Source organism: Haloarcula ordinaria (genome assembly GCF_029338275.1).
In the GTDB taxonomy this organism is placed as follows: Archaea; Halobacteriota; Halobacteria; order Halobacteriales; family Haloarculaceae; genus Haloarcula; species Haloarcula ordinaria.
In genome coordinates this window covers 698,039-716,791 of record NZ_CP119789.1, presented here as the reverse complement: position 1 = coordinate 716,791, position 18,753 = coordinate 698,039, and the positions used below count along the sequence as shown (strand labels likewise).

17 protein-coding genes are annotated in these 18,753 nt (G+C 67.5%); 8 read left to right on the top strand and 9 right to left on the bottom strand.

The window, feature by feature from the left end:
• Window positions 1–19: 19 nt before the first annotated feature.
• The 6 genes from argC to P1L41_RS03715 form a co-directional block, all read right to left on the bottom strand.
• Window positions 20–1,057 (bottom strand): N-acetyl-gamma-glutamyl-phosphate reductase, encoded by a 1,038-nt coding sequence (gene argC, locus P1L41_RS03740; RefSeq protein WP_276297531.1) that lies wholly within the window; start codon window positions 1,055–1,057, stop codon window positions 20–22.
• Complete coding sequence (gene lysX, locus P1L41_RS03735) at window positions 1,054–1,950, bottom strand: lysine biosynthesis protein LysX (RefSeq protein ID WP_276297530.1); 897 nt, start codon at window positions 1,948–1,950, stop codon at window positions 1,054–1,056. Before lysX ends, argC begins: the two co-directional genes overlap by 4 nt.
• Before the next feature lie 63 nt (window positions 1,951–2,013).
• Window positions 2,014–2,178, bottom strand: a complete 165-nt coding sequence (gene lysW / locus P1L41_RS03730; RefSeq protein ID WP_276297529.1) for a lysine biosynthesis protein LysW — start codon at window positions 2,176–2,178, stop codon at window positions 2,014–2,016.
• Window positions 2,179–2,343: 165 nt separating this feature from the next.
• On the bottom strand, window positions 2,344–3,843 hold the full coding sequence (gene argH / locus P1L41_RS03725) for an argininosuccinate lyase (RefSeq protein WP_276297528.1): 1,500 nt from the start codon (window positions 3,841–3,843) through the stop codon (window positions 2,344–2,346).
• 6 nt (window positions 3,844–3,849) lie between these two features.
• A complete protein-coding gene (locus P1L41_RS03720; RefSeq protein ID WP_276297527.1) occupies window positions 3,850–5,073 on the bottom strand; it encodes an argininosuccinate synthase in 1,224 nt (407 codons plus the stop codon).
• A gap of 308 nt (window positions 5,074–5,381) precedes the next feature.
• Window positions 5,382–6,125: a hypothetical protein gene (locus tag P1L41_RS03715; RefSeq protein WP_276297526.1), complete on the bottom strand. Its 744-nt coding sequence runs from the start codon at window positions 6,123–6,125 to the stop codon at window positions 5,382–5,384.
• A gap of 312 nt (window positions 6,126–6,437) precedes the next feature.
• On the opposite strand from P1L41_RS03715, the gene P1L41_RS03710 reads away from it, so the two are divergent.
• A complete protein-coding gene (locus P1L41_RS03710; protein WP_276298430.1) occupies window positions 6,438–6,860 on the top strand; it encodes a DUF2391 family protein in 423 nt (140 codons plus the stop codon).
• A 3-nt stretch (window positions 6,861–6,863) separates the two neighbouring features.
• Here P1L41_RS03710 and P1L41_RS03705 read toward each other — a convergent pair whose 3' ends face one another.
• Window positions 6,864–7,937 (bottom strand): helix-turn-helix transcriptional regulator, encoded by a 1,074-nt coding sequence (locus P1L41_RS03705; protein ID WP_276297525.1) that lies wholly within the window; start codon window positions 7,935–7,937, stop codon window positions 6,864–6,866.
• Window positions 7,938–8,026: 89 nt separating this feature from the next.
• Here P1L41_RS03705 and P1L41_RS03700 point away from each other — a divergent pair, with 89 nt between their 5' ends.
• The 5 genes from P1L41_RS03700 to P1L41_RS03680 all read left to right on the top strand — a co-directional run bounded on the left by P1L41_RS03700 (window position 8,027) and on the right by P1L41_RS03680 (window position 13,806).
• Window positions 8,027–8,215: a DUF7554 family protein gene (locus P1L41_RS03700; RefSeq protein WP_276297524.1), complete on the top strand. Its 189-nt coding sequence runs from the start codon at window positions 8,027–8,029 to the stop codon at window positions 8,213–8,215.
• A 45-nt stretch (window positions 8,216–8,260) separates the two neighbouring features.
• On the top strand, window positions 8,261–8,770 hold the full coding sequence (locus P1L41_RS03695; RefSeq protein WP_276297523.1) for a 2'-5' RNA ligase family protein: 510 nt from the start codon (window positions 8,261–8,263) through the stop codon (window positions 8,768–8,770).
• Between the two features lie 160 nt (window positions 8,771–8,930).
• Window positions 8,931–9,353 (top strand): PPC domain-containing DNA-binding protein, encoded by a 423-nt coding sequence (locus P1L41_RS03690; protein WP_276297522.1) that lies wholly within the window; start codon window positions 8,931–8,933, stop codon window positions 9,351–9,353.
• A 1-nt stretch (window position 9,354) separates the two neighbouring features.
• Window positions 9,355–13,461 carry a DNA-directed DNA polymerase II large subunit gene (locus P1L41_RS03685; protein ID WP_276297521.1) on the top strand — a complete coding sequence of 1,369 codons (4,107 nt, stop codon included), beginning with the start codon at window positions 9,355–9,357 and terminating at the stop codon, window positions 13,459–13,461.
• 123 nt (window positions 13,462–13,584) lie between these two features.
• Window positions 13,585–13,806: a hypothetical protein gene (locus P1L41_RS03680; protein ID WP_276297520.1), complete on the top strand. Its 222-nt coding sequence runs from the start codon at window positions 13,585–13,587 to the stop codon at window positions 13,804–13,806.
• 17 nt (window positions 13,807–13,823) lie between these two features.
• On the opposite strand, the gene serA is transcribed toward P1L41_RS03680, so the two are convergent.
• Complete coding sequence (gene serA / locus P1L41_RS03675; RefSeq protein ID WP_276297519.1) at window positions 13,824–15,410, bottom strand: phosphoglycerate dehydrogenase; 1,587 nt, start codon at window positions 15,408–15,410, stop codon at window positions 13,824–13,826.
• 237 nt (window positions 15,411–15,647) lie between these two features.
• Window positions 15,648–15,815, bottom strand: coding sequence for a DUF7556 family protein (locus tag P1L41_RS03670; protein WP_276297518.1), 168 nt, complete (start codon window positions 15,813–15,815; stop codon window positions 15,648–15,650).
• 358 nt (window positions 15,816–16,173) lie between these two features.
• Here P1L41_RS03670 and P1L41_RS03665 point away from each other — a divergent pair, with 358 nt between their 5' ends.
• A complete protein-coding gene (locus tag P1L41_RS03665; RefSeq protein ID WP_276297517.1) occupies window positions 16,174–17,019 on the top strand; it encodes a CBS domain-containing protein in 846 nt (281 codons plus the stop codon).
• The gene (gene glyS / locus P1L41_RS03660; protein WP_276297516.1) at window positions 17,016–18,752 is read left to right on the top strand and encodes a glycine--tRNA ligase; all 1,737 of its coding nucleotides are present in this window, start codon (window positions 17,016–17,018) and stop codon (window positions 18,750–18,752) included. The genes P1L41_RS03665 and glyS overlap by 4 nt, the downstream gene beginning before the upstream one ends.
• Window position 18,753: the final 1 nt, after the last annotated feature.

Here is an 18,753-nt window from a genome sequence, read left to right as displayed (position 1 = left end):
TGAAAAGCCTCTCCAGGTGTTACGGTGCGCCGACGGGGTGGAGCCCCTGGAACTCCAGGCCCGCCGTCTCCTCGATACCGAGCGCGACGTTCGCGGCGTGGACGGCCTGGCCGGCCGACCCCTTCATCATGTTGTCGATGGCCGAGAAGACCACGACGCGCTTGTTGCCGGGGTCGAGTTCGAAGCCGACCTCGGCCTTGTTCGTCCCGGCGACGGCCTTCGGTTCGGGGTAGCGGTAGACGCCACCGCCGCCCGCGACGAGTTCGACGAACGGTTCGTCCTCGTACTCCCCGCGGTACGCGCCCCAGAGGTCGCCCTTCGAGACGGGGCCGTCGGGGAAGACGTGACAGGTCGCGCTCGCGCCCCGGACCATGTCCACCGCGTGGACGGTGAAGGAGACGTCCAGCCCCAGGAACTCCTGAATCTCGGCCTCGTGGCGGTGGCCCGTCGGGGCGTAGGGGCGGACGACGCCCGAGCGCTCGGGATGCGAGGAGGCCTCGCCGCCGCCGGCCCCACCTTCACTCGAACCGACCTTCACGTCGACGACGACCTGCTCGTCACCGCTGAGGACGTCGTGTTCGAAGAGCGGCAAGAGTCCGAGAATCGTCGCCGTGGCGTTACAGCCGCCGGAGGCGATGAGGTCCGCGCCCGCCAGGTTCTCGCGGTTGAGTTCGGGCAGGGCGTACTCGCTTTGCTCCAGCAGTTCCGGGCGCGTGTGCCCGTCGTACCACTCGTCGTACTGCGCCTCGGTCGAGAGGCGGAAGTCCGCCGAGAGGTCGACGACCGTGTCGGCGGCGTCCTGGAATTCGTCGATCTGCTCCATCGAGACGCCGTGTGGCGTCGCGGCGAACAGGACGTCGACCGAGGCTAAGTCCTCGGGCGAGGAGAAACGCAGGTCCGAGTGGCGCAGGTTCGGGTGCTGGTGGCCGATGGTCTTGTTCTCCTTCGACCGGCTCGTGGCCTGTGCGAGTTCGAACTCGGGGTGGCCGTCGAGCAGGCGGAGGAGTTCGCCGCCGGTGAAGCCGGAGCCGCCGACGACGCTCGCGGAGTACGTCACGACAGCACCTCCGCGCCGCTCTCGTTTTCGACCGTCGATTCGAGCCAGTCGACCACCTTCGAGGGCACGTCGACGTCGGCGACCTCGTTCAGCGCCTTGAACTCGACGGTGTGGTTGGCCTCGTGGACGGTGTAGTCCTCGAAGTCCCCGGTCTCCTCGTCGTAGCCGACCTCCATCAGGTCGATACCGAGCAGGCCGCCACCGACAGCGTCGGACGCTTGCTCGACCAGTTCGAGCGCGCGGTCGTCCAGTTCGAAGGTGTCGGTCTCCGCGCCCTTCGCGGCGTTGGTGAGCCAGTGGTCCGACGAGCGGACCATCGCGGCGACGGGTTCGCCGTCGGTCGCCAGCACGCGGATGTCGCGGCCGGGCTTGTCGACGAACTCCTGGACGTAGAATATCTTGTGCTCGTAGTGCCCCAGGGTCGCCTTGTGTTCGAGGACGGCCTCGGCGGCCGAACGGGAGTCGATTTTGGCCATCAGGCGGCCCCAGGACCCGACGACGGGCTTGAGCACACACGGGTACCCGAAGTCCTCGATGGACTCCAGTGCGGCGTCTTTCGTGAACGCCACGTCCGTATCGGGCGTCGGGACGCCGGCCTCGACCAGCGCGAGGCTGTTCTTGACCTTGTCCGCGCAGGTCTCTGCGACCTCGGGGCCGTTGACCACGGGCACGCCGTAGGCCTTCGCGAATTTCGTCGCGTAGACGCTGCGAGAGGTCGCCAGACAGCGGTCGACGACGATGTCGAGGTCCGTGAACGCCTCTGGCGCTTCGCTGATGTTGAACTGCTGTTTGCGGACGTCGATCTTCTCGACCTCGTGGTCGCGCTCGCGCAGTTCCGAGAGCAGGAGCTTCTCGTCCTTGCGGATGCGGGAGTAGAGGAGGCCGACCTTCATGCTGCCACCTCGACGCGGCCCACGGTGTGTGCTGACACGTCACGCCGTGCCGCCGCAGCCACCTCACTCACCCCAGTCCTCTTCGAGCTCGGGGGCGCTGTCGAGCTCGACCGGGTCCGTGCCGACGACTTCGAGTTCGGCACCGCAGGTGGTACAGTCGACGATCTCTCCGACTTCCAGGTCGTCGTGCAGGGACACTTCGGCCCCACACTCGATGCAGTCTGCCATTGTACCTCACTCTCACGTAGCGACCCACTTAAAGACTTCGAACTTGTCAAAAGAAAATAGTGAACCGTACTACCGTCTCACCGAGCAACGCGGACGATTGCGGCACGTGACCGATTCGTATATCAGAATTATGGTAGTAATGCCCCTCGCGGGGGTCGCCGTCGCTCACGCAAAGCGGTTCACCTCCGTCTGTCTGCGGTCGTGGGCCGTCTCGACGGCAGTTTGCCGGTCGGTGAGCGCTTCACGGTCCGTCGCGAGCGTCTCTTCGGCGACTGACACCTGCGCGGCGACGGCCTCGGGCGCGGGGCCACCGCGCGAGTCGCGCATCGCGACGCTCTCGGCCGGGTCCAGCGCCTGCTCGACGGCCTCGCGCTCGACGTACTCGGCGAGCGGAGCGCCCAGCACGTCCTCGGCGACGGCCGAAAGCGCCTCGTAGTCAGGGGCGTCCTCGTCCGGGCCCAGCTGTGCGGCGGCCTCGGCGACCACCTCGTGGGCCGTGCGGAAGGGGACGCCGGCCATCGCGAGCAGGTCTGCGACGCCGGTGGCGGTGGCGAACCCCTCGCAGGCGGCGGCCGCCAGCGTTTCCTCGGGCCAGTCTGCCGTCGCGACGGCCCCCGCCGCCACCTCGACGCTCTCGGCGACGCTGTCGATGGCGTCCCAGGCGTGGCGACCCGCGCGCTGGAGGTCGCGGTTGTACGCACGGGGCTGGCCCTTCAGGTTGGTCAGCAGGCCGTTCAGCCCCGCTGTGGCGTCGCCGGTCCGCCCGCGGACCAGTTCCAGGGTGTCCGGGTTCTTCTTCTGGGGCATGATGGAACTCGTCGAAGAATAGTCGTCGTCGAGGTCGACGTGGCCCTTGCTGGCCATCACGACGACGTCCTCCGCGAGCCCCGACAGCGTCGTCGCCAGCGTGGCGACGGCGCTCGTGACCTCCACGAGGAAGTCACGGGACGCCGAGGCGTCCATCGAGTTCTCCGCGACCGCGTCGAACCCGAGCAGGTCGGCGGTGCGTTTGCGGTCGACGTCGAAGGGCGTCCCTGCGAAGGCGGCCGACCCGAGCGGGCTGCGGTTGACGCGCTCGTAGGCGTCGAGCAGGCGGGCGGTGTCGCGCTGCAGGGCCTGCTCGTAGGACAGCACCCAGTGGGCCACCGTGGTCGGCTGGGCCGGTTGCAGGTGCGTGTAGCCCGGCATCACCGTCTCGTCGTGCTCGCGGGCCACCTCGAGCAGTTGTTCGCGAGCGCCGACAAGCGTCTCGACGAGGGCGAGCACGTCCGCACGCAGGCGATAGCGGATGCAAGCAGCCACCTCGTCGTTACGCGAACGGGCGGTGTGCATCTTGCCGCCGTCGGGACCGACGCGCTCGATGACAGCGCTCTCGATGGCCTCGTGGACGTCCTCGCCGTCGGGCAGGGCGTCGTGGCCCGCGGCTTCGATGTCGTCCAGTGCTGCGAGAATCTCGCCGGCGACGTCGGCCTCGATCACGTCCTGCTCGACGAGCATCACGACGTGCGCGCGGTCGACGGCGAGGTCCGCGGCGAAGATGCGCTCGTCGTCGGCGAGCGACGAGAGGAACTCGCGTGCGGGCCCGCCGGCGAAGCGGTCGCGGCGGACGACCGTCTCCTCGTCGCTGTCCGGCGAATCACCGCCGTGATCCTCGCCGTCGGTCATCGCTGGTTACTCCTGGTCGGCCGAACCCTGCTTGACGTTCTCCAGGATGTCGTTGGCCAGACGGGACTGGAAACCGTGGTACTTCGCGACGCCGGTGGCGTCCTGCTGGGTGATGCCGCCGGTGATGGTCTCCTCGTCGAAGGAGGCCGCCGACTCGCTGTAGACGGCGTACTCCGATTCGCGCGAGACCGGGCGTGCGTGGCCCCCTTCGAGCTTTATCGTCACTGTGCCGGTGACGCGTTCGTTGGTGTCGTCGATGAACGCCTCCAGCGCGCTAACCAGCGGCGCGTCGACGAGACCCTCGTAGGCCTTCTGCGACCACTGCTGGTCGACCTGATTCTTGAACTGGCGCTCCTCGTAGGTGAGCACGAGCCCTTCTAGTGCCTCGTGGGCCGTCAGCAGCACCGTCGCGGCGGGGTGCTCGTAGTTCTCGCGCACCTTCAGGCCGAGCATCCGGTCTTCCATCATGTCCGTGCGGCCGATACCGAAGGAGCCGGCCTGCTCGTTGAGCTGTTCGATGAGTTCCACGGTCCCGAGCTGCACGCCGTCGAGCGCGACGGCCTCACCCTCGTCGAACGTGATCTCGACGAGTTCGGCGTCCTTCCCGGAGGGGTTGGCGGTCCACTTGTAGATGTCGTCCTCGGGAATCGTCGACGGGTCCTCGAGTTCCGAGCCCTCGATGGAGCGGCTCCAGAGGTTCGTGTCGATGGAGTAGCGGCCGCCGTCGCCGCCCTCGACGGGCAGGCCCTGCTCCTTGGCGTACTCGTTCTCCCACTCGCGGGTGAGGCCGAGTTCGCGCACGGGCGCGACAACGTCGAGGTCCGAGTCGCGCCAGATGGCCTCGAAGCGCAGCTGGTCGTTGCCCTTGCCGGTACAGCCGTGGGCGATGCCGGTACAGCCCTCCTGCTCAGCGATTTCGAGGATGGCCTTCGCGATGACCGGGCGGGCCAGCGCCGTCCCGAGCGGGTAGCCCTGGTAGTCGGCGTTGGCCTTCACGGCATCCATACAGAGGTCGGCGAACTCCTCGCGGGCGTCGACGACGTACTGCTCGACACCCAGCGCCTCGGCGGTCTCTTCTGCCTCCGCGAACTCGTAGGTGGGCTGGCCGACGTCGACAGTGACGCCGATGACGTCGTCGTAGCCGTACTCCTCTTTCAGCAGCGATACACAGACTGTCGTGTCGAGTCCGCCCGAGAAGGCGAGCGCGACGGTGCCGTTTCCGTCTGTCATTGGTAGGTCGTGGATGGGTTCCGTGGTGTGACTGTCGATTTACGATGCCCTGCCGGACAGTCGGCGGCAGTGGTCGGCGACGAACGAACCGTGAACGGAAGTGATAGTAGTGGGCCTAACGGAGGGCCCGTCGTCGCAGTCGCAGAAGGGTGGCGGACCTCTCGGTGGCGTCGGCCGCCGGCGGTTGAGAGGTCGGGGTCATGTATCTGGACGTACTGAGAGTCGGCTACAAATAACTTCCGTGTTCGAGAAGGGATGGTTGCCGTTGCCACGAGACGAGGTCGCACACCGAGTCCGGGGCGCGAGGACTACGTTCCGTCGGTGGTCGTCGTCCGATTCGCTGCCGTCTCGCTACCGTCGGGCTGGTTCGCGGTGTCGCCCATCCGCGGGCCACGGTCGTCGGCGGCGTTCGGACCACGGTCCGTACGTGGCCCGGCGTCACCGGCCATCGGCCCAGCCTGGGCGCGGTCGGGCCGCGGCGGGTCACCGGCGCGAGGGCCGGCGATCTGTCGAGCGATTTCGGCCACTTCGGGGCCGGTCATCTCGACCGAGCGCTCGACGAGCATCCGTAGGGCCTCGACGTCGACACCGTTCTCCCGGAGCGTCTGCGCGGGAAGCCGGTCCGCCGTCGTCGCGGTCTGATTGGCCAGCCGGCTGGTGGCGCGAGTCTGGGCGTGTAGCTGGGCCACCCGGGCACGGTACTCGCCGTCGCTCATCGACCCGTTGGCCCGGGCCTGGTCCAGGTCGGTCTTGCGCTGTTCGAGCCGGTCGAGTCGGCGCTCGACGGCACCGGCCTGGCCGGCGACGACAGACGCGCGGGCGGCGTCGGAGTTCGCCCTGGCGACGCTGATACCGTAGGCGCGGGCCTCGACGTCACCGCCCAGTTCGGCGCCCTGGACGCCGACGGCGCCGGCGAACTGTGCACCCGGCGCGACGCTCGCTGGCTCGTTCGTCTCGGTTGCCGTCTCCTGTGCCATCGTCGCGGCCGGAACCCCGACCAGTGCAGCGACGACGAGCACGGCGACGGCGATCGCGGGAGTGGCTCGTCTCATCGTACGCTATTCAAGGTGCCACACCCACGTATAAACGGCAGACGCTCAGGCCGGATTTGCCCCGATTAAGCCGGATTAACGGATGGAAGGCAGAGACTTCCACCCGAATCCCTGGCTTGTGTCTCGGGGCCGGAACAGAACTGAGGTACTGTTTTACCGACCGGTCTGTTACGGTCGGTCGTGACCGACGACCGGCACGGCGTCGACGAGGACGAACCCGACCAGCGGGAGGTCGAGGAGCTACTGGAAGACCTCGAAGAGCTCGAAGACGTCGTCGATTCGCCGGTCGAACGGCGGGTCATCGCCCGGACCATCAACACGCTCACGCGTCTCACCGACGGTCGCATCTTCGGCCTCGACGACGTGGCCCAGCAGGTCGTGGGCGGGTTCATCCTGTCGGCTCCCTTCGTCGTCACCGAGGAGGTCTGGAGCCTCGCCACGACGATGAACTGGGTGCAGTGGGCGATCACCGTGCTGATGGTCCTGGGCATCGGCTACGGGACACTGTATCGGGCGAACGACGACCGTGACCCCGATGCGGAGCGGTCGGTCCTCGGCATCCCGCTGCGCTTCGTCTCGCTGATCCTCATCGCGTATCTCTCGGTGACGGTCCTCGCGTTCGTCTTCAACGCGCCCGAGACGTTCGATGCGGCGCCGGCGACGACGCTGAAAGCCATCTCCATCGGCGCCATCTTCGGCGTCGTCGGTGCCGCCACGGCGGACTCGCTGTTCTGAGCTTCACCCGGTTTCGTCGTCGGTATCAGTCACGTCCACGTCGGGGAGCGTGACGACGTTCTCCCGGCCGATGCGGAACGTCTCGACCTCGTCCTCGTCCCGCAGGCCACCGATGACCTGGCTCGTCTTGGCGTCGGTCCACTCCAGTCGACTGGCGACCGCCTGTTGCTTGATGCGGCCGCCGTGCTGGTCGAGCAGTTGCAGCACCTGTTCCTCGTTGCTGAGCAGGTCGTCGGGCGGTGCCGCCGCGGTGTCCTGGTCGCCCGCATCGGACTCGGCGGTGTCGTCGCTTGCGGCGTCACTCGCCTCCGAGGTGGGCTCGTCGGTCGCCGGCTCGTCGTCGCCATCAGCGAGCGCCCGGCGAGCGACGTACGCCGCGGCCGCGAGCACCACGAGGGCGAGGACCGTCCCGCCGACCAGCAGCGGGTCGAGGCCGCCGCCGGTACTGGCGGCGCTCTGAGTGGCGACGACGCGCGGTTCGCCCGACGCGAACTGCTGTTGCCCGCGCCAGGTCACCGACGAGTTCGACCGGTCGTCGGGCTGCGGGGAGACCGACTGCGCCTCGTACGCTGCGGGCCAGCGGACCGTCAACGTCGTCTCGCCGTCGAGGAAGAGCCCCGCGAGCGCATCACCGATTTCGAGGCTCCCGTCGCCAGTCACGGCGAAGCCGGTCCAGCGGAACCGGTAGGTGATGACCCCGTAGGACTGGCCGAACGTCTCCTGTCGTGCGGTGACCGAGACGTTCTCGACGGCCATCTGCCGGCCGGTCGCGTTCTCAGCCGTCGCGGCTGTCCGGCGCATCCGGTCACCGAACCGGTCGGTGTAGGCCGTCTCGTTCGACTCGATGTCGGCCCGGAGGTCCTCGAAGGCCTGCGTGTCGTTGTCGTCGTCGAGGCGGATTCGGTAGGCGACCGACCACTGGGCGTCGCCGTCCGACTCGACGTCGGCGGTCATCACGACCACGTCCGGGTCGACCGATTGCTGGGGGAGTGCCCCGAAGGTGCCGGCGGACGCAGTCGGGGCGACGAGCACCGTCGTAACGAGCACGAACGCCACGACACAACCAGTTCGTCGCATCTGCGCCTCCGTTCTGGCGCTCGGAGCAAATACCTTGCCACCGAGGAGCGGCCACAAGGGATATCTCCGCTCGTCGACAGCCACCTGCTATGGACCGCGCGAAACTCGAGGTCGACACGCTGCTGAAGATACTGCTCGTCCTCGCCGTCATCTGGGTCGGGCTCGAGGTCGTCGGCGAAGTGCTCGATATCTTGGGCGGGCTCTTGGGCCCGCTCCGGCCGCTTCTGGGACTCGCGATCATCGTCCTCATCGTGCTCTACCTGACCGACCGACTGTAACGCCCGACCGCGCTCCTTTTGCCGCCGGACCGACTTCACGGCACCGTGTACAGTCTGAACGTCGCGATTCCAGCGACGGTCGCGGCGCTGGCGGGCGACCTGGCGATGGAGCTACCGCGCGCCCGCGCTCGGCCCCGCGGTGAACACACGCTGGTCGTCAAGCGCCTCGGCGGCGGCGACCACGCGGCCTACGCCCGCATCGAGGGGCGAATGCGGGACGTGCTCCGCGGGACGGCCCCGTTCGCGATTCGGGTGACGGGCGTCGAGCAGTTCGAGACGGCCGTCACCGGGCCGTCGCCGGTGGTGTACCTCGCCGTCGAGAGTCCGGGGCTGCGGACGCTCCACGAGCGACTGTGCGAGGAGTTCGACCTCGTCGACGGCGTCGAGGGCGACGACTACACCCCACACGTCACCGTCGCGCGAGGGGGCACGCGCGCGGCAGCCGACCGGCTCGTCGAGCGCGAGCTGGACCCAATCGAGTGGACCGTCGAGGAGCTGGTCTTCCACGACGCGGAGCGGGGACAGTCGGTCTCGCGGGTGTCGCTCCCGGCATAGGGCGAGCAGGTGGCACTCACAGACCCGGAGCGGCGTGCCACGCTATCGCGGAACGCCCCGGGGCAGTCCTCAGCGCACACGAGGCCTGGACCCGGCATCACATATGAACCTCCGGAGTGGGTGACAACGTTTTTGCCGTCGCCTGCCGTGGCTATCGCGTATGGATTATCGGGAAGTCGACACCGCCTCGGAGTTCGTCTGTCGACTGGACCACGGCGCGGACTGGCGAGCGGAGGTCGAGGGCCTCGCCGACGACGAGGACCTCGACGCGGCCTTCTTCTACGGCCTCGGCGCGGTGCAGGACGCCGAGGTATGGTTCTACGACCAGGACCGCACGGAGTACGACGCCGTCACGTTCGACGAACCGCTCGAGGTGGCCGCCTGTATGGGCAACGTCTCGTGGCTGGACGGCGAGCGCTTCGCCCACACCCACGCCGTGCTCTCACGACCCGACGGGACGGCCCTCGCGGGCCACCTGAACAGCGCGACAGTCTGGGCCGGCGAGGTGTACGTCCGCGGGTTCGACACTCACCTCGAACGCACTCACGACGGCTCGACCGACCTGGACCTCTGGGAGCTCTGAGATGCGCGAGGCCGACAAACAGTACTTCGAGACGCTGGAGACGCAGCTCGACGACGCGATGGACGTCGCCCAGCGCGCGAAGAAGCGGGGTGGCGACCCCAAGCCGGAGGTCGAGATTCCCACGGCCAGAGACATGGCCGACCGCGTCGAGAACATCCTCGGCATCGACGGCGTCGCCGAACGCGTCCGCGAGCTCGAAGGCCAGATGTCCCGGGAGGAGGCCGCGCTGGAACTCGTCGACGACTTCGTCGAGGGGACCGTCGGCGACTACGACACCCGTGAGGGGAAAGTCGAGGGCGCGGTCCGTACTGCCGTCGCTCTGCTGACCGAGGGCGTGGTCGCGGCCCCCATCGAGGGCATCGACCGCGTCGAGCTGCTGGAGAACGACGACGGGACGGAGTTCATCAACGTCTACTACGCCGGCCCCATCCGCTCGGCGGGTGGGACCGCCCAGGCGCTCTCGGTGCTCGTCGCCGACTACGCCCGCGCCCTGCTGGGCATCGACCAGTACAGGGCCCGCGAGGAGGAGATCGGCCGCTACGCCGAGGAGGTCGACCTCTACGACAAGGACACCGGCCTCCAGTACTCCCCGAAGGAGAAGGAGACGAAGTTCATCGCGGAGCACATGCCCATCATGCTCGACGGCGAGGCCACCGGGGACGAGGAGGTCTCTGGCTTCCGCGACCTCGAGCGCGTGGACTCGAACTCGGCGCGCGGTGGGATGTGTCTCGTGCTCGCGGAGGGCATCGCGCTCAAGGCGCCGAAGATCCAGCGCTACACGCGGAATCTGGAGGAGGTGGACTGGCCGTGGCTCCAGGACCTCATCGACGGGACCATCGGGGAGAGCGAGGCCGACCAGGGGGAGGCCTCGGACGACGCGAGCAGTGAAACCGCGAGCGAAAGCGACAGAGACGAGGAAAGCGACGAATCCGAAGAGCAGTCTGGCCCGCCACGCGTCGAACCCGCCAAGAAGTACCTGCGGGACCTCATCGCCGGCCGCCCCGTCTTCTCCCATCCCTCGAAACCCGGCGGGTTCCGCCTGCGCTACGGCCGGGCGCGCAACCACGGGTTCGCAACGGCGGGCGTCCACCCGGCGACGATGCACCTCGTCGACGATTTCCTCGCGACCGGGACCCAAATCAAGACCGAACGGCCCGGTAAGGCCGCCGGGGTGGTCCCCGTCGACACCATCGAGGGGCCCACGGTCCGCCTCGCGAACGGCGAGGTCCGGCGCATCGACGACGCCGAAGAGGCCCTGGAGGTGCGAAACGGCGTCACGAAGATCCTGGACCTGGGCGAGTACCTGGTCAACTACGGCGAGTTCGTCGAGAACAACCACCCGCTCGCGCCGGCCTCCTACACCGTCGAGTGGTGGGAGCAGGACTTCGAGGCGGCCGGCGCGGACGTCCAGGCGATGCGCGACGACCCCCGGGTCGACCTCGCCGAGCCCAGCGCCGAGGACGCGCTCACGTGGGCCAGCGACTACGACGCGCCGCTCCACCCGAAGTACACCTACCTCTGGCACGACGTGAGCGTCGACCAGGTAACGGCACTCGCCGACGCCGTCGACGAGGCGCGCGTCGCACAGACCGACGGCGCAGCGATGGAACGCGAGGCGGCCGCCGACGGGGCACTCGTGCTCCCGAAGTCCGAACCCGTCCGCGAGACGCTCGAACACCTGCTGGTCGAACACACCCAGGACGAGGACTCCCTCCTCGTCGAGGACTGGGTGCCGCTGATCCGGACGCTGGGCTTCTCGCGGTCGCTGGAACGCGAGTGGACCCCTGGAGACCTCTCCGAGCGCGCCTGCACGTACGACGACGGCGAGAACGCCATCGAGGCAATCGGCGAGATTGCCCCCTTCGAGGTCCGCGAGCGCGCCCCCACCCGCATCGGCAACCGGATGGGACGCCCCGAGAAGTCGGAGCGTCGCGACCTCTCGCCGGCGGTCCACACGCTCTTCCCCATCGGCGAGGCCGGCGGCGCCCAGCGGGACGTCGCGACGGCGGCGAAACACGCCGACTCGATGAGCGACACACCGGGCCGCGTCGAGGTCCAGGTGGCCCGGCGGCGCTGCCTGGAGTGTGGCGCCGAGACCCACATGGCCCGCTGCCCGGAGTGTTCCGGCGCGGCCGAGACGGTCTACGAGTGTCGCGACTGCGGCCAGGAGGTCGACCCCGACGAGTCTGGCCGCGCCGAGTGCCCGCGCTGTGAGACGCTGGCCTCGCCGGTCCAGACGAAGGAACTGGACATCCACGCGGCCTACCGCGACGCCCTCGAATCCGTCGGCGAGCGTGAGACGGCCTTCGAGCAGCTGAAAGGCGTCAAGGGGCTCTCCTCGGCGGAGAAGATCCCCGAGCCGATGGAGAAGGGCATCCTCCGGTCGAAACACGACGTCTCGTCGTTCAAGGACGGGACCGTCCGCTACGACATGACCGACCTGCCGGTGACCGCCGTGCGCCCAGCAGAACTCGACGTGGCGGCCGACCGGCTGCGGTCGCTGGGCTACGAGTACGACATCCACGGCGAGCCACTGACCCACGAGGAACAGCTGGTCGAACTGAAGGTCCAGGACATCGTCCTCTCCAACGGCGCGGCCGAGCACATGCTCCAGACCGCCGCGTTCGTCGACGACCTGCTGGAGCAGTACTACGGGCTCGACCGGTACTACGAGTTCGACGACCGCGAGGACCTCGTGGGCGAACTCGTCTTCGGGATGGCCCCCCACACGAGTGCGGCGACGGTGGGGCGGGTCGTCGGGTTCACGTCGGCGGCCGTCGGGTACGCGCATCCGTACTTTCACGCCGCTAAGCGCCGCAACTGCTTCCATCCGGAGACGAAGGTGTGGTACGAGGACGAGAACGACGAGTGGCACTACGGGAACATCAAGGACCTCGTCGAGAAGCGACTCGAGGACCCCCGTGAGGACGACTTCGGGACGCTCGTACAGGACCTCGATGGTGATCTCGTCGTTCCCTCGCTCGGTGAGGACGGCCCCTGTCGAAAGCCGGTCGAAGCCGTCTCGAAACATCCCGCCCCCGACCACATGGTCAGAATCAACGTCGGCGACCGGACGCTCCGCGTGACGCCGGATCACACGATGCTGCGAGCCGAGGAGGACGGCGTCACGGAGGTTCCGGCAGCAGAAGTGGAGACGGGTGACCGGCTGCCAGCCTACGATGGCGGGGACACGACGATGACCGCCGCTGGAGAGGCGGTCGCAACCGACGGGATCGGAACCCCCACCGATACGGTCGAGTCGGTCGGGTACGTCCAGAGCGAGGTAGAGTACGTCTACTGTCTCACGGTCAGCGAAACCCACACAGTTGCCGTTGAGGGTATATACGCAGCGCAGTGTGACGGTGACGAAGATTGCGTCATGCTCCTCATGGACGGCCTGCTGAACTTCTCGCGGTCCTATCTCCCCGACAAGCGTGGCGGTCGGATGGACGCCCCGCTAGTGATGTCCTCGCGCATCGACCCCAGCGAGATCGACGACGAGGCCCACAACATGGACATCATGGACTCGTACCCCCGGGAGTTCTACGAGGCCACCCGCGAGATGGCCGACCCGGCCGACGTCGAGGACGTCATGAAGATCGCCGAGGCGACGCTGGACACCGACCGGGAGTACACGGACTTCCGGCACACGCACGATACCACGAACATCGCGGCGGGACCGGCGCTGTCGGCGTACAAGACGCTGGGGTCGATGGAGGACAAGATGGACGCCCAGCTCGCCATCTCGCGGAAACTCCGGTCGGTCGTCGAGTCGGACGTCGCCGAGCGCATCATCGAGTACCACTTCCTGCCGGACCTCATCGGGAACCTCCGGGCGTTCTCCCGCCAGAAGACCCGCTGTCTGGACTGTGGCGAGGACTATCGGCGGATGCCGCTATCGGGCGACTGCCGGGAGTGTGGCGGCCGGGTGAACCTCACCGTCCACGAGGGCTCTGTCACGAAGTACATCGACACGGCCATCCGCGTCGCAGACGAGTTCGGTGCGCGAGACTACACGAAACAGCGCCTGAAGATACTCGAACGCTCCATCGAGTCGGTGTTCGAGGACGACCACAACAAGCAGTCGGGCATCGCCGACTTCATGTGACTCCGGTGGTCGTCTCCGGCGACTGCACTATCGACGGGGCAGACACGACACACATAGCTCGTGCGACGACCGTGTGACGTCCGTCCGATGGGTGCTTTTGACCCGCTGGTCCGTGCTTGTGATATGGTCACACGCCCTGAGCAAGGGGCGACGCCCCAGTCGCCGTCGGCGCACAGCATCCAGGTACCCGAACGGAGCCGGAAGTACTCGCCGAGCACGCTCTACCAGCTAGAGATAGCCGTGTTGCAGCATCACGTGGCCTCGCTCGAGGCGGAACTGGAGCGCAAAGAAGCACGACATCAGGCGGTGGTCGACCGGTACGAACGACTGTTACAGCGGCGCTAGATGACCCGGGGAGGAGGTTACTCGTGGCCCAGCGCGACGTAGGTGGTCTCGATGATGCGGTCGTCGGCGTTCAGTTTCTCCAGCAGTTCGTTGGTCGGCTTCTCGTCTAAGTTGTAGACGGAGAGCGCCTGCCCACCGATGGTCCGGCGGCCGTTGAACATCCCGGCGATGTTGATGTCGGACTCGCCCAGCGCCGTCCCGATGAAGCCGATGGTGCCGGGTTCGTCCTTGTTCCGGACGACCAGCATGTGGCCGTGGGGGACCGCCTCGATGCGGTGGCCGTCGATGCGGACGATACGGGACTCCTCGCCGCCGAAGCGGGTCCCACAGACGGAGACGGAGTCCTCGCCGTCGGAGACGGTGACGGTGATGAGGCTCTGGTAGTCCTCGGCGGAGCTCGTCTTGGACTCGGTGACGTCGATGCCGCGCTCCTTGGCAATCTGGGGGGCGTTGACCGCGTTGACCTGGAGGTCGGAGGGCTCGAAGACGCCCTTCAGCGCGCTCGCCGTGACGTACTCGACGTCCTGGTCGGCGATGTCACCGGCGTAGGTGACCTCGACGGTCGACATGTGTTTGTCGAACAGCTGGACGGCGATGCGGCCGGCGGTGTCGGCCAGGTCCAGGTACGGCTTGACCTGTTCGAACGTCGTCGCGTCGATAGAGGGGGCGTTCAGCGCGTTCGCCACCGGCTCTTCGTTGAACGCCGCGACGACCTGGTCGGCGGTGGAGGTGGCGACGTTCTCCTGGGCGGCCTCCGTCGAGGCGCCCAGATGGGGCGTGACGATGATGTCCTCGACGTCGAGCAGCGGGCTGTCGTCGCTGAGCGGTTCCTCGCCGAAGACGTCGAGCGCCGCGCCCTTCAGGACGCCGTCCTCGACGGCCTCGGCCAGCGCAGCCTCGTCGATGATGCCGCCGCGGGCGCAGTTGACGACGTAGCCGCCCTCGAGCTGGGCGAGTTCCTCCTCGCCGATCATGTTCTCGGTCTCGGGGGTCAGCGGCGTGTGGATGGTGACGAAGTCGGCGGCCGCGAGACACTCGTCCAGTTCGTCGACGAGTTCGGCGCCGAACTGCTTTGCGCGTTCCTCGCTGATGTAGGGGTCGAACGTGACGATGTCCATCCCGAGGTGGCCCAGTCGCTTCGCGACCTCCTGGCCGACGCGGCCGAAGCCGACGACGCCCAGTGTCTTGTTGTTGACCTCGGTGCCGAGGAACTCGCCTTTGGCCCACTCGCCGTCTTTCAGGCGGTCGTGGGCCTGCGGAATCGAGCGAGCGGTCGCGAAGGCCATCGCGACGGAGTGTTCGGCGGCGGCGCGGACGTTGCCCTCGGGGGCGTTCGCGACGATGACGCCGTGGTCGGTGGCCGCGTCGATGTCGATGTTGTCGACGCCGATACCGGCCCGCCCGACGATGACGAGTTTCGGGGCCGCCTGGAACAGTTCCTCGGAGACGTCCGTACCCGAGCGGACGATGAGCGCGTGGGCGTCAGACACTGCGTCGAACAGCGCGTCACCCTCGACGTCGTAGGCCGTTTCGACCTCGTGGCCCGCTTCGCGGAGGCGTTCGAGCCCGGCGTCCGCGATCGGGTCCGTGACAAGTACCTTCATATCGAGTCGGACTTACTGGGGCGGCATAACGCTTGTTTTCTCGTCGCGTGTGCACTGTCCGCGTGGACGACAACGTGGGCGGAACTCGGTCCGATAGCGAACACGAGTGCGGGGCCCTGATAGCATCGAGCGCTGCCGAACGAGCGACATCCAGCGGGTCGAGCAACCGATAATCGGCCGTTACCGGCAGTGAAAAGGGTCGAACGGGGCTCGGGAGGGCGACTCGAAAACCGACGCTTACCGCCAGGCTGGGAGGGCAGCTGCGTCGTCGAGCGGAAGTGTGAGATAGGCGTCGTCCTTGGAGATGTCCGCGATGATGAGCGTGTCGGCCGCGCCTTCCTCGACGGAAGCCATGACCTCCGCGTCCTCAGCAACTTCCACTGCGGCAACCGTGTCCGGCTCCATGCATGATAATATGTAACAACAGTATTTAAGCATAGCGGAACCAACGCACGGCGCCCCGGTGCTATCAGATTGTCCGGATTTCTAAGAGAGGAGTTATCAGCCCTGAAAAATTAGTTCTGTTGGTTCCCAGTGACCACCGAATTCGAGGGTTTTAGCCGGTAATTGGCACGGACCGATAGTAAGCGTTCGTTATCATGAATCGAGTCTTCGGTGACATATCGAAGCGTCGGCGGCGACGAGGTCCGGTCGTCTTACCGGAGTCGCGTCCGGGGCAGTCGCCTCCGGCGACGGCAGCGCTGGCGGCGAAACGCGGCGGATGTTAAGGACTTAGTAGGTGCGGGGCGGACACTTTGGCAGTATGAACGTTGCAGACGTCATGACGCCTCGCTCGGAGGTCGTCACCGTCGAGATTCCCGGCACCCGTGACGACGTCCTCGAGTATCTCCAGGAGCGAGCGTTCTCGTCCGTCCCCGTTATCAAAGCGACCGACGACGGCGAGGAGTTTCGCGGCATCGTCACCCGGGACGCCCTCATCGACCAGCCAGACGAGGACCAGCTGGCCCTGCTCGTCGAAGAGGTCGAGACCATCACCGCGGACGCCACCATCGAGGCGGCAGCCCGGCTGATGGTCGAGAAAGGCGAGCGCCGACTCCCCGTCGTCGACGGCGGGCTCGAGGGCATCGTCACCGTCACCGACGTCATCCGCGCCATCGCCAACGGCGACATCGACGGCACGACGGAGGTCGGTGACCTGGCGAGCCGCGAGATCAACTGCATCTACGCCGGGACGCCGCTGCCCGTCGCCGAGCGAGAGCTCGCTCACGCCGGTGTCCCCTACGGTGTCGTCCTCGACGACGACGGCGACACGACGGGGATGCTGACCGAGGTGGACATCATCGAGGTGGCCCGCGTCGTCGAGGGCGAGGACGACACCGGCGACTCCATCGCCAGCCAGGACGACGAGTGGGCCTGGGAGGGCATCAAGGCCGTCAGCGGCCGCTACATGCCCACCCGGAACGTCGAGATTCCGGTCGAACCCGTCCGGGAGTTCATGACCAAGGACCTCGTCACCGTCAACAAACGCCGGACAGCGACCGAGGCGGCCCAGCTGCTCATCGAACACGAGATCGAACAGATTCCGCTGGTCTCCGGCTCCGACCTCGTGGGCATCGTCCGCGACATCGACCTGTTGAGGGCCCTATGAGCGAGGGCGAACGCCTCACCGAACTGGCCAAGCGCCGGGGCTTCTTCTTCCCGGCCGCCGGGGTCTACGGCGGTGCCGCCGGCTTCTGGACCTACGGTCCCCAGGGCGCGGCCCTGAAGTCGAACGTCGAGGACGCCTGGCGCGACCGCTTCGTCGTCCGCGAGGGGCACCAGGAGATTTCGGCCCCGGACGTGATGCCCGAGCCCGTCTTCGAGGCGTCGGGCCACCTGGACGGCTTCGACGACATGATAATCGAGTGCGCCGAGTGTGGGGCGACCCACCGGGCCGACCACGTCGTCGAGGACAACACCGACATCGAGGAGGCCGAGTCGCTGCCCAACGAGGAGGTCATGGACATCATCGCCGAGCACGACATCGCCTGTCCCTCCTGTGGCGCCTCGCTGGCCGGCGAGCCGGTCGACAACTTCAACCTGATGTTCGAGACGAACATCGGCCCCGGCACCTCCTCGCCGGGCTACCTGCGCCCCGAGACGGCCCAGGGCATCTTCGTCGAGTTCCCGCAGCTCTCGGAGTACGCCCGCAACCAGCTGCCCTTCGGCGTCGCGCAGATCGGCAAGGCCTACCGGAACGAGATCTCCCCGCGGAAGTCCCTCGTGCGAGTGCGGGAGTTCACGCAGGCCGAACTGGAGCACTTCGTCGACCCCGAGGAAGACGAGCCACCGCTCGAGACCGTCGAGGACGTCGTCCTCCCCCTCTATTCGGGCGAGAACCAGCAGGCCGACGACGGCGGCCAGGTCGAGCTGACCGTCGGCGAGGCCGTCGCCGAGGACGTCATCGCCAGCGACTGGGTGGCGTACTACCTGGGCGTCGCGAAAGACTGGTACGAGCGGGTCGGTATCGACATGGACCGGTTCCGGTTCCGCCAGCACCTCCCGGGCGAGCTGGCCCACTACGCCTCTGACTGCTGGGACGCCGAGGCCGAGATCGACGGCGACTGGATCGAGATCACCGGCTTCGCCTACCGGGGCAGCTACGACCTCGACAAGCACGCCGAGCACTCCGGCGAGGACTTCACCGTCTTCAAGCAGTACGACGATCCCGTCACGGTCGAGCGGCCGACCGTCGACCCCGACATGAGCTACCTGGGGCCGGAGTTCGGCGGCGCGGCCGGAGACGTGGCCGACGCACTTGAAATGCTGGCCGAGCGCGACCCCGACGCCTTCGACGGCGACGACGTGACCGTCGAAGTCGATGGGGAATCCTACACCGTGCCCGTCGCCGAGACGAACTTCAGCGTCGAGGAAGTGACCGAGAGCGGCGAACACGTCACGCCTCACGTCGTCGAACCCTCCTTCGGTGTCGGCCGCATCGTCTACACCGTCCTCGCCCACGCGTACGCGACCGACGAGGTGGACGGCGAGGAACGGACCTACCTCGACCTCCCGCCCGAACAGGCCCCGACCACCGTCGGCGTCTTCCCGCTGATGGACAAGGACGGGCTGGACGACTACGCCCACGAGATAGCCGGCGCGCTCCGGGCGGCGGGCCACTCGGTCACCTACGACGACTCGGGCGCTATCGGGCGGCGCTACCGTCGGCAGGACGAAGTCGGCACCCCGTACTGCGTGACCGTCGACTACGAGTCACTGGAGGAAGACACCGTCACGCTGCGCGAACGGGACTCGACCGAACAGCAGCGCGTCCCCATCGACGGGTTGGCCGAGGTGCTCGAACAGCTGACCACCGGCGAGGCGACCTTCGGCGACCTGTAAG